Source organism: Gluconobacter sp. P1D12_c, from assembly GCF_018812105.1.
GTDB classification, from domain to species: Bacteria; Pseudomonadota; Alphaproteobacteria; order Acetobacterales; family Acetobacteraceae; genus Gluconobacter; species Gluconobacter oxydans_A.
Genome location: NZ_JACSIQ010000005.1, coordinates 96,919 through 108,762, shown reverse-complemented (window position 1 = coordinate 108,762; position 11,844 = coordinate 96,919). Strand labels below are relative to the sequence as shown.

Genomic DNA, 11,844 nt, shown 5'->3' with positions numbered 1-11,844 from the left:
ACGTCATGCCAACCACATCTTTAACGGATCGCTACGCTGTTTCCCCTCAGGTCACGCCGCAAGATGTTGCGGATATCAAGGCCGAAGGTTTTCGAAGCATCATTTCATTTCGTCCGGATGGTGAAGCACCGAATCAGCCGGATGCAGCAGCCGTAGAAGCTGCAGCGAAGGCAGAAGGACTGGCGTTTATCGCAATTCCTGTGAAGGCGGGAACGGTGCCGAGTGACGCTCAGGTGTTGCAGGCCAGAGAGGCGCTGGCATCTCTTCCTGCTCCGGTTGTCGGGTATTGTCGCTCAGGAACGCGGGCTGCCCAGATCTGGGCTCTCGCAGAAGCTGGCACGCGTCCTGCTTCGGAAATTCTCGCAGATACTGCGCGCGCCGGTATTGATCTGGGTGGGTTGAAATCGCGGATGGATGCTGTGCCTGCTCCGACCATGGCTGCACGTGAAGGCGCGCGGCATTTTCAGGTGCTGGTTATCGGCGGCGGTGCGGGTGGCCTTTCCGCTTCCGCCAGTCTGCTCAAGCGTAATCCTGCCCTGGCTCTGGGGATTGTTGAACCCTCAGAAGAGCATTTCTATCAGCCGGGCTGGACCCTCGTCGGGGGCGGTGTTTTCAAGGCATCTCAGACACGTTGTCGGGAACAGGACCTGATTCCAAAAGGCGCTGTCTGGCTGAAAACGTCTGTTGAACTTTTTCGGCCTGAGGCGCGTGAGGTCGTCCTGAAGGATGGCACGGTTCTGTCCTATGATGCGCTGATTGTAGCGACAGGCATTTCCCTGAACTGGGATGCTATTCCCGGCCTGAGTGAAACGCTGGGCAAGAACGGGGTGACGTCCAACTATCGCTTTGATCTGGCGCCTTACACATGGCAGCTGGTCGAGAAGCTTAAGGGCGGTAAAGCTATTTTCACGCAGCCGCCTATGCCCATCAAATGCGCCGGTGCTCCACAGAAAGCCATGTATCTGGCCAGTGATGCCTGGCGTCGTCGGGGCGTTCTGAAGAATATTTCCGTCGAATTCAATACAGCCACGCCGGGTCTGTTTGGGGTGAAAGAGTTTGTTCCCCCTCTGATGGATTATGTGCGGGACTACGGTATCGCCCTCCATCTGGGATCAAAGCTGGTCGAGGTGAATGGTCCTGCTCGGACTGCTGTTTTTGAGCGGAAGACGGACGCAGGCGTGGAGCGTGTGGAGAGCACGTTTGACATGCTGCATGTCGTGCCACCTCAGGTTTCTCCCAAGGTTGTCAGGGAAAGCGCCATTGCCGGCTCGGACGGTTTTGTTGAAGTCAATCCGGAGACGCTCCAGCATGTCCGGTATCCGCAGATCTTCGCCCTCGGTGACGTAATTGGAGCATCCTGCGCCAAGACGGCGGCAGCCGTGCGTGTGCAAGCTCCCGTCGTTGCAACGAATGTTCTGGCATTCTTGGAGCGCAAGACCCCGGTCTCTGGATACGACGGATACGGCGCATGCCCGTTGACGGTCGAAAATGGAAAGATTGTTCTTGCAGAGTTCGCCTACGGTGGGAAATTGGCGCCGACACTCCCGAAGTGGCTGCTCAATGGCCAAAAGGCGACCCGCCTCGCTTGGTGGCTCAAAAAATACGTCATGCCGGCCCTTTACTGGAAGGGAATGCTCAAGGGGCATGAGCTCTTCGTTGCGCCTAAGTCCCTGAAGTCTGGTAAGAAATAAGTATCGGCCAGACTGATGCAAATCGCGCTTGAGCTGTTCTGTGGTGTCATTATTGGTTTTACGCTGGGGTTGATTGGCGGTGGCGGATCAATCTTGGCTGTTCCGCTGATGGTCTATGTCGTGGGGGTAAAAAATCCCCATGTTGCGATCGGGACAAGCGCCATGGCTGTTGCCGTCAACGCACTGGCGGGGCTTGTCAGTCATGCGCGACAGAAAACCGTCAAATGGCGGTGTGCCGCGGTTTTTGCGCCTTTTGGTGTTGTCGGCGCCTTGGTGGGCGCTGCGCTAGGTAAGGCTGTTGACGGGCAGAAACTGCTGCTTTGCTTTGCAGTTCTGATGATTGTCGTCGGTATTCTGATGCTTAGGGGACGTCGGAACCCTGGCATCGCAGGCGCTGCCTGTAATCGCGACAATATGCCCAAGGTCATGGCCAGCGGAACGGCCACAGGGCTTTTGTCGGGCTTCTTTGGCATTGGTGGTGGGTTTCTTATTGTGCCCTCGCTGGTTGCCTGCACGAGGATGTCCATTCTGAATGCAATAGGGACGTCTTTGGTCGCCGTCGCCGCTTTTGGGGCCAGTACTGCTCTCAGCTACATGCTGTCTGGGTACATTGACTGGACGATGGGCGCACTTTTTGTTCTTGGCGGTGTGGTGGGCAGTACGCTTGGGACCTCAGCAGCCCGACGCTTGGCGGGAGCCGGGGGTACGCTGACCACGTTCTTTGCATGTGTGATCTTTGTGGTGGCTACCTATATGATCTGGCGGAGTCTTACTGCCCTTTGAATTTGCATATTGGATTTCTGGCTACGTCCATAAGCCGTGATGTGGCATTGATGCATTCATAATTAAATTAATTATCTCATTTCAGGCAAGAAATACTATGCTTCAAGGAGAGCTGAAAGAAACCTGTGAGGGGTTTTTGAGCGCATCTATCAAAACGAGGCTACCGGAAAAGTAATTTGCCAGCATCTCATTGGTGTATCGGGCTTTTTTCATGTTCCATTCCTCAATCGTTATGACATACTGAGATGTGATGGTCAGACGATTGGGAGAATGAATGGTGACGGATGTTGGTCAGCGGTTGCGGCTCGTTCGTGTTGCAAAAAATCTTTCCCAGCGTGAGTTGGCCAAGCGCACCGGTGTCACCAATTCCACAATTTCCTTGATTGAGTCGGGGGATATGAATCCCTCAATCGGCACCTTGAAGCGTGTTCTGGACGGCATTCCCGTCACACTTGGCGATTTCTTCAGTTTCGAGACAGAAGGGCAGGAAAAATACTTCTATCTGGCTGATGATTTAACTGAAATTGGGCAGAGTGGTATCTCTCTGCGGCAGATTGGCGGGAACCTTTTTGGTCGCGCTCTCCAGGTCCTGCACGAGCGTTACGATCCTGGGGCTGATACCGGTGTCGCGTATGCGCATGACGGTGAAGAGGCTGGCGTTGTCATTCGCGGCCAGATGGAGGTGACGGTGGAGAACCAGTCCCATATTCTTGGGCCGGGAGACGCTTATTACTTTGACAGTCGTAAGCCTCATCGCTTTCGCTGTATCAGCGACGAAGCCTGCGAAGTGATCAGTTCGTGTACGCCGCCGACGTTTTGAAAACGCCGCAGCGCTAATGACTCTAGGCAGTCAGAGCGCGCTTCTCCCTAAAGCCGTCGCGTAGATAATGCTGGAGCGGGCCTATTGTGTAATGGCGCCTTACATCGCGGTGGGCAGCAAGATAGGCGTCACTGTTCCATAATGTCGTTGCCAGGCCGGGCCCCTCAACGAAAGCGAGCTCTGTCGAGCCAGCCCCTATAAAGACGCGCACGCTGTCGTCATACAAATGCGTGTACTCTTCGGCTGTCACCAGAAGCGCCTGAACAGCATGAGCGCCTTCAGCATGAGGTTTGGTCAGGTATGCGCGAAGAGCGTTCTCATCATCAGCATCGACAAGCCCCGTGACCTTGTTTTTCAGACGATCTCTCCAGGCCGCATAGGGAAGGTGATGATCATGCAGATAAGTGAAAACGGTACTCTTGAACTCATCGCGGATCGCTGAGCGTGGCTCATGTTGCCCGTCATCACAGATGGAGATTGTCTTTGCGGGTACAAACCCCTTGTGGAAGTGCCGGACGGGAGCATACCAGCCGGGTTGGCCCGGAACGTTGAAAAGGGATGTATCAATTCTGAGCGCGCAATCCGTACCTTTCAAGGCATCGAAAGCATCATGAATTGCGGTTTTGTCTAAAGTGATGCCCTCATGGGTAAAGACGGCCAGAAGCTCGTCGCAATCGACAGGTAAGGCAAAATCATATTCGTAATTTTGGTCCCAGTCCTGAATGATACGGGTAAGATGCCCGCCTTTGCGGTGAAAATCATGTGGTTGGTTCAAATCCCGGCGAACCGTGACACCTTGTTTTTCGACGGCTTCGAGAATGGAGATTGTCTGTGGGTCGACTGAGCCGTTATCGAGAATGGTGAGGTTTTCGAACCCGAAGAGCCAGGCGTAATGCGTGATCCATCGCGCCAGTGCAGTGCCCTCATCACGCTGCATCATCACAACCCGCACGATAGCCATGTTTTACTCTTCCCAATGTTCCCAGGATTGTCGAGCAGACAGATCATCAGTCTGATCGCAGGGTCCGGCTCGCGTTCACAGAAATATATTAAAGAGATTGGACCCACTTCGCTATCCCGTCCCCAATGGGCAGAAATGAGCGGCCCCGAACTTTACCGTTCACTGCTCACAATTTCATGAGGGGTGTTTTTTAGGAGAAACGCACCAATCTTAAGGCTTGTGGAAAGCCTCTCGGTTTCGTTAAGGCTAGATGCAAGACCTTATTCAATCAGGGAGGCAGGGCATGTCCCAGTCATCATCTTTAGCGGTAAAGGAAGCTTTTCCGCCGCATCTGGCAGATATGAGGGTCAGTCGCTCACCGGGCAGGCCTATCAATCTTCTGCTGAAGGATACGATTCTTTCAGCGATTGCCACGGTCCTGACGGAAGAGGGCTATCAGGGCCTTACGATCGGAAAAGTTGCCAAGCAGGCAGGTGTGTCTACCGCGACGGTCTATCGCCGTTGGCCTACCAAGCAGGCCATGTTCTTTGATGCCATCCGTCAGTGGAAGTTCAGCCTGACACCTGAAATTGATACAGGCAGCTTTTTGGGAGACGTCGACCAACTGATCGAAGCGCGTATTCGCTTCCTGGCAACTCCGCTGGGCCGCACATATGGTACGCTCCTGGGTGAAGCCGTGCATAACCCGGAGTTCGGTACTGTGCTCCGCGAAGTGAGTATTGAGCCAGCCCGACAGCAGATGCATCGCTTTCTTGAGCGCGCAAAGAAGCGAGACGAAGAGGCTTTCTGCTATCCGGCGGATACGGTTCTGGATGTCATTCTCAGCACCATCCACTTCCGTGCCATGGATACGCTGTGGAACAAGAGCATCGAAACGGAAGTCAACATCCGTGACCTCAAGGCTCTGACCCGCTGCCTGATTGGGACGCGCCAATAGGGGTGTGTTTCAGAAGCCGCAGGAGACGCGGCCGCCGATGAAACGTGGTGTGCCGGGAATGTAGAAATACGTTGTTGTCGCCATTCCTCCGCTTTCGAAATACTGGCGGTTCAGAATGTTCGAGGCGTAAATCGTTGCTTCCCAGTGCCCGGATGAGGGGCGCAGGGTCGCATGGGCGCCGAGTAGGAAATAGGGAGGCAGGCGATAAAAGCCTGTGCCTCCTACGGCAATGGCCTGGCTGCCGCGATAAGACCAATCCGGGCCAATATCCAGTCCCAGATGGTCAGTCAGTGCCTGCCGCCACTCTGCCTGTCCGTTCAGGGTGAGTTTTGGCTGGCCGTTATCAACCCCAGCGAAGTTATTGTTAATGGCCTTCCAGACACCGGTCTTGGCATAATAGGCGTTTGTGGCAGCACGATTGACGTTCGGAAAATCCTGATAATTGCCACGCTGCCAGCCAATGTTCTGCGTGACAAAGATATGTCGGACCGGATGCATTTCCACCGTGCCTTCAAAGCCCCAGCTCTCGGACTTTGGGACATTGGTGATTTCGCTGAGTGGGCCGTAATTCGGGATCATCACGGTCCCGACAACCTGCTGTCCGTGGAAATCATTATAGAAGGCCGCGCCATTCAGGCGGAGCTTTCCCGGGATTGGATCACTTTTGAAGCCAACCTCGTGGGTTAGAACTGTTTCCGGGCCGAACGGATCGAGCTGGGCCTGAATCTGGGTATTATTGGCGCTGAACCCACCAGGTTTGAAACCTTTGCTCAGCTTGTAATACACCATCGTACTCGGCAACATCTGCCAAGACACACCGACCTGTCCTGCGAACTGAGCCGAGGCAGTGCTTTCAGGCTGGAAAATATGTGTCGAGCCACCAAAAATTTCTGATTTCAGACCTGTCAGAGAGCGGTCGTCGATTTCGTGTAGTAGGCCGCCAAACAGCGTGACATTATGCGGCAGACGATAGCTGATGTGACCAAACTCGGACGTACTTTCCTGGTTCATTCCAAAATTGGTGGACATCATATAGCCACGGGCCGAGTAGTCTGTGTAATCGAACAGGAAGCGCTGTTTCATGCGGCTGCGCTGATAAAATGCTCCGACAACCCATTGCAAACGGCTGTTCGGATCGTTTGAAGACAAGCGCAACTCCTGCGTAAATGCGTTCGCACTGATCGTTCTGTACGTATCCGCCTGTGACGCAGATGTGCCGTCCTGATCCGTATATTCCCCTTGGCGTTCCGTTTCGAAAGCGCTGATGGACGTGATTTTGGCAAAGCCGAGATCACGGTCCATATGCAGGTCAAAACCCCAGAACTGGTTGTGCTCGCTGGGTTTGAGGCTGCGGGGGCGGCCGATCAGAGCGGCGAACTGTGGCTTGAGAGACCATTCAGCTTGCTGTCGTCCCAGTGAGGGCAGGCCCTGTGAGCCGATCAGGCGATAGACCGGAACGCCGGTGACGACTTCGCTGTTATCCTGCACGAAATGACTGGATAGCATGATGGTCGTGCGGCTATCGGGGCGCCAGCGGAGCTTGCCGCGCAGGGCCCAGGAATCTGCGTCCCCCAGATGTGCGCCCGTGAGAGGATTGGTCTGCCAGCCACCACCCTGTCGCGTCTGACCAGCAAGACGGAAATCCAGTCCTTTTGCCAAGGGGCCGGACACATAGGCTTCGCTCCTGCTGCGGGCATAGGACGCAATGTCTTCGCTGGCGCCATAATGCCATGTGCTCGTCGGGTCCGCTGTCCGAAAACGGACTTCACCGCCTGTGTCGGACTGCCCATGCATGGTGCCGACGGGGCCGGGTGTGACAGTTGCATCTGCCAGATCGAACATCAGGCCACTGGCCATGGTTGAAAACGCGAAAGGCACGTCATCGAAATAGGTTAGAACGGTCGGGATGTTGTTTTGCGTGAAATCGTTGAAGCCGACGCCGCGAAGGTAGAAATTTGTGGAAGCCGTGCCGTTAATGGACTGGATCGTCAGGTTGGGGGCCACGCGTTCAATATCCCGTAACGTGACAACGCCACGTTCGATCAGTCGCTCGGCAGTCAGGCGCGTGTCTGCATCCGGCTGTTTCTGTGCGGCCTGGAAGGCAAAATCCGTTCGTTTGACGCTGACTTTGATCGTCTCATCAGCCTGCGCATTAACCGATTTCGGGTGTGTGTGGCGGGGTGTCTTGTCGTGCTGTTGTGCGGCAGGCGCTGCCCACAGGGCTGATGGGAGGCCAGCAAGACTGGCTCCGAGAAGAAGAACCCTGCGGAACGACATGGGGACACTGGTCTCCGGGAGCGGAAGAATGGGAAATTGTGGCTTTTATACCGCACGTGATCTGCAGAGCCAACAATCAGGAGGGAAAAGGTCCAGTTCTGCTTGATTTGTTATGATATAACATAATAAGGAGTCGCACTTAGAACCTTCTTCGCCTTCTGAGGACAACATGCTGCCTTTTGTGTCTGCTCGATCTTTTATTCTGCTGCTTGGGTGCACGACTGCCCTGTGTGGTACGGCATATGCTCAGGACGCAACGACAGGCACGACAACCGATACGGAAACGTCCCGTTCCAGCTTCGGTCATTCTGACGACCAGCACGGCACAACCGTGACGGAAACGAGCCGTCAGGGTGAAGACAATATTGTCGTCAATGCCCATCTGGAACGTGCCCGCGATGCGCTCCAGTCTTCCACGGGTGCCACGACCTACCATTTTAGCCGTCAGGATATTGAGACCAATCCGGGCGGTGACAATGCCCCGCTTACCTCCGTTCTGCTTCAGGCTCCGGGTGTTGCGCAGGATAGTTATGGCCAGATCCATGTTCGTGGCGACCATAACGAAGTTCAGTTCCGTCTGGATGGCGTTGCCCTACCGGAAGGCATGAGTGTTTTCGGTCAGGCGCTGATGACCCGCTTCGCACATTCCATGTCCCTGACGACGGGTGCGCTCCCCAGCGAGTACGGATTTCTTCAGGCCGGTGTGATCGATATCAACACCAAGAACGGCTATTCCGATCCCGGTGGCAGCATTTCCATCTACGGTGGTGCGCGCGACTATTTCTTCCCGTCTCTGCAATATGGTGGTCACAAGGGGAAGTGGGACTGGTTCGCTACGGCTGACTATGTTCACAACCGTGTTGGTATTGAAAATACGACCCCCAGCTTCAATGCGATCCACGATCTGACCAATCAGTATCATTTCCTTGGTCATGCCCGTTACACGGTCGACGAAAATACCCGGATCAGCCTGACGGCCGGTGTGTCTAACGCTGAATACCAGCTCCCGAACAATCCGGGCCAGCAGCGTCAGTTTGCTAATCCGTCCTATCTTGGCAGTACTCTATCCCAGAACCAGTATGGTAACGGTGACAGTAGCAGCCTGAGTGAGCATCAGAAGGAAATCACGGATTTCGGTATGTTGTCCCTTCAGAAGGACATGGGACGTCTGAGCTTCCAGACGTCTGCCGTGCTGCGGTATAGTTCCTTGCGTTATTCGCCTGATCCACTGGGCGATCTGGTTTATAATGGCATTGCACAGCGCGCAGCGCGCTCGGTTTTCTCAACCGGAAACCAGACGGATGCAACCTGGCAGGCCGCGAAGAACCATACTGTCCGTTTCGGCTATCAGATCTATGTCGAGCGGAATACGTCCAAGTCTGACTCAACCGTTTATACGCAGACGGGTGAAGATGAAGACGGCAATGCCGTTTACTCCGGCGATACTGCCAACATTCATGATGGTTCTGGCCGGACTGGCTGGATGTATGGCCTGTACGCGCAGGATGAATGGCGCCCCATCAAGAATCTGACCATCAATTACGGCCTGCGTTTTGATGGCGTAGATGAATACACCCATTCGAAGCAGGTCAGCCCGCGTATCAACATCGTTTATAAGCCGTGGCATGGTGGAACCTTCCATGCGGGCTATTCCCGTTACTTCACACCGCCGCCGTTTGAACTCGTGACCGGAACGTCCCTGTACAAATATACCGGCACCTCCGCACAGCCTGCGAACTACAAAAACAGCACGGTCAAGGCTGAGCGCGACCATTACTTTGACGCTGGTTTCTCCCAGACAATTCTACCGGGCTGGCACGCATCGTTTGATGCCTACGTCAAGCTGGCGAAGAACATGATCGATGAAGGGCAGTTCGGCTCCCCGGTTATTCTGTCTGTGTTTAACTATCGTCGTGGCCAGGTCCACGGGTACGAGTTCTCCACAGACTACACACGTGGTGCTTTCAGTGTTTACGGCAACTTCTCCTGGTCGCGCGCCATCGGCAAGGATGTGGTGTCTGGTGAATGGAACTTCGATCCGGACGATCTCTCATACATCAAGAAACACTGGGTTCACCTTGATCATGACCAGCGTTGGACGGCTTCTGCGGGGACGAGCTACACGGCTTTCTACAGAACGGGTCATCCGCTGCGTCTGTCAGCAACGATGGTTTATGGAAGCGGTCTGAGAGCGGATGGAGCGACGCCGAATGGTGCTTCTGTCCCGCAGTATGCGACGTTCAATCTGTCGCTGGTCCAGTCTTTCAAGGATCTGTTCCACGTTCCGTTCCTGAAGCAGACGCAGGTTCGTCTGGATGTGACGAACCTGTTCGACAAGACGTATCTTCTGCGTGATGGCAGTGGAATTGGTGTTGGTGCGCCACAGTATGGTCTGCGCCGTACAATCCTGACCGGTATTGATCAGCGGTTCTGATCGTCTGAGCTATCCAGAGTTGAAAACGGGGGCAGCTGCGAAAGCAGTTTGCCTCCGTTTTTGTATGGAAAGCGGCTGAAAAGGCCTATTCTGCAACGTCCATTTCAGGGACGATCGATTCACTTCTGATCCAGGGTGGGCCATCCATGTTCAGAACGTGTGGGATTTGAGACAAGGGAACGGCTTTTGAAAAATGCCAGCCTTGCAGGAAGTCACATCCCATCAGACGCAGCTCTTCTGCTTGCTCAGCTGTTTCTACGCCTTCAGCCACAACAACACGGTTCATGCTGTGAACAATATCGATAACGCCTTGGATAATGGCTGTATCGATACCGCGTTCTGTGACGCCTGAGGTAAAGACGCGGTCGATCTTGATATGATCGAACGTCACGGTTCGGAGATGGGTCAGAGACGCAAATCCGGTTCCGAAGTCATCCAGTGAAATCTGGACGCCTGCGCGATTGAGTTTCTTGAGTTCATCCAGAATATGCTGGTTGTGCTGGCCGAAAAGAATTTTTTCCGTAATCTCGATTGTCAGTTTTTCAGCCGGAACAGCATATTTCTTCATTTCACGGAAAAGCCGTTCCGTAAAATTATGATCCCGAAAATCATCTGACGTTACGTTGATGGAAATGCGGTCAAAAGGAATCTTGTGTTGCAGCAGATACCGGATGTCCGTGAGAGCCTGTCGCAGCACGAAATTCCCAATTGCAATACTGAGCTCGGCATCGTCGAAAGCATCATAAAAATATTGCGGGCTGAGAAGACCGCGCTCTGGATGATCCCACCGTAAGAGAGCCTCGAAAGAGGGAGGGCGTTCCTGATTTAAAGGGAGGACAAGCTGATAGAAAAGTTTGAACTGTTTCTTTTTTAACGCGGCCTGCATGGCTGTCCGTAGCCGCGACCGACGCTCCGTTTTTTCTTTCATGGAAGGAGCATATTTTTTGATTCTATTGCGGCCGTCTGCTTTGGCTTCATAAAGTGCAAGGTCTGCACAGCGTAGAATTTCGCGTTTTCGACTGTCATTCAGTTTTGAAACGGCATATCCCAGACTGGCGCTGCATAAATGCGTCAAACTTCCGCTACGAAACCGAAATCGCATGGCTTCAAGAATTTTATGGAGCTTGATTTCAAATATCTCTGGCTCATTTGAGACCATGATGATGGCAAATTCGTCGCCACCAATCCGTGCAATGAAACAGTCGGTAGATTGAAAGGTCTTCAGACGACCTGCAATTTTTTTGAGCAGCCGGTCACCGGATTCATGGCCTGATGTATCATTGATAATCTTGAACGTATCGATATCGAGCAGGCACAGGCAGAAATGTCGATCGTCCGGATGTTCCTGGGCGAAGAGCACTTTCAGGTATTGTGAGAATGATGTGCGATTGGAAATGTTGGTGAGGAAGTCAGTGTTAACGGCTTCCTGCAATTTCAGCCGGTTGGCTGTCAGGCGTTGTTCGGCACGTTTTCGAGCAGTGATGTCAAAGCGGATAGCCACATAATTGATGACTTTCCCTTTTTCATTGCATCGGGGAACAATCGTCGTATCAACCCAGTATAGTTTTCCGTTTTTCTTCCTGTTGCAGATTTCACCATGCCAGACACCACCCTGCGCAATGGTCCGGTACATTTTCTGGAAGAAACTGGAATCATGAACGCCAGAATGAAGCATTCGATGGTCTTGTCCAATCAGTTCAGCCCTGGAATAGCCACTGATTTCGACAAATTTTTCATTAACGGAAAGAATTTTTCCTTTAGTATTCGTTACGGCAACAATAGCCGAGCAATCAAGAGCATGGAGAACAAAGGAATCGTGAGAACTTTCGGACCATGCCTGAAGTGATTCAAGATAAGTTCCGAAATTCTGTTCCTGAAAGGTGTTCACTAAGCCTGTCCCGCTTGACCATAAATCCGAGTGTCGCGAGAAAACACTAAAAA

At 53.4% G+C, this 11,844-nt stretch carries 8 protein-coding genes; 5 read left to right on the top strand and 3 right to left on the bottom strand.

The window, feature by feature from the left end; genetic code table 11:
- The first annotated feature begins 5 nt into the window (after window positions 1-5).
- From KP705_RS07380 to KP705_RS07370, 3 genes are all read left to right on the top strand, one after another.
- On the top strand, window positions 6-1,691 hold the full coding sequence (locus KP705_RS07380) for a bifunctional protein tyrosine phosphatase family protein/NAD(P)/FAD-dependent oxidoreductase (RefSeq protein WP_046900101.1): 1,686 nt from the start codon (window positions 6-8) through the stop codon (window positions 1,689-1,691).
- A 15-nt stretch (window positions 1,692-1,706) separates the two neighbouring features.
- Window positions 1,707-2,474, top strand: coding sequence for a sulfite exporter TauE/SafE family protein (locus tag KP705_RS07375; RefSeq protein ID WP_215764243.1), 768 nt, complete (start codon window positions 1,707-1,709; stop codon window positions 2,472-2,474).
- A gap of 274 nt (window positions 2,475-2,748) precedes the next feature.
- Window positions 2,749-3,294 (top strand): cupin domain-containing protein, encoded by a 546-nt coding sequence (locus tag KP705_RS07370; RefSeq protein ID WP_046900099.1) that lies wholly within the window; start codon window positions 2,749-2,751, stop codon window positions 3,292-3,294.
- Between the two features lie 22 nt (window positions 3,295-3,316).
- On the opposite strand, the gene KP705_RS07365 is transcribed toward KP705_RS07370, so the two are convergent.
- The gene (locus KP705_RS07365; protein ID WP_046900098.1) at window positions 3,317-4,255 is read right to left on the bottom strand and encodes a glycosyltransferase family 2 protein; all 939 of its coding nucleotides are present in this window, start codon (window positions 4,253-4,255) and stop codon (window positions 3,317-3,319) included.
- Window positions 4,256-4,538: 283 nt separating this feature from the next.
- Here KP705_RS07365 and KP705_RS07360 point away from each other — a divergent pair, with 283 nt between their 5' ends.
- Complete coding sequence (locus KP705_RS07360; protein WP_046900097.1) at window positions 4,539-5,192, top strand: TetR/AcrR family transcriptional regulator; 654 nt, start codon at window positions 4,539-4,541, stop codon at window positions 5,190-5,192.
- A 9-nt stretch (window positions 5,193-5,201) separates the two neighbouring features.
- Here KP705_RS07360 and KP705_RS07355 read toward each other — a convergent pair whose 3' ends face one another.
- Window positions 5,202-7,469 (bottom strand): TonB-dependent receptor, encoded by a 2,268-nt coding sequence (locus KP705_RS07355; protein WP_215764242.1) that lies wholly within the window; start codon window positions 7,467-7,469, stop codon window positions 5,202-5,204.
- Window positions 7,470-7,638: 169 nt separating this feature from the next.
- On the opposite strand from KP705_RS07355, the gene KP705_RS07350 reads away from it, so the two are divergent.
- Complete coding sequence (locus KP705_RS07350; protein WP_064273657.1) at window positions 7,639-9,903, top strand: TonB-dependent receptor; 2,265 nt, start codon at window positions 7,639-7,641, stop codon at window positions 9,901-9,903.
- An 85-nt stretch (window positions 9,904-9,988) separates the two neighbouring features.
- Here KP705_RS07350 and KP705_RS21120 read toward each other — a convergent pair whose 3' ends face one another.
- The gene (locus KP705_RS21120) at window positions 9,989-11,791 is read right to left on the bottom strand and encodes a GGDEF domain-containing phosphodiesterase (RefSeq protein WP_046900094.1); all 1,803 of its coding nucleotides are present in this window, start codon (window positions 11,789-11,791) and stop codon (window positions 9,989-9,991) included.
- Window positions 11,792-11,844: the final 53 nt, after the last annotated feature.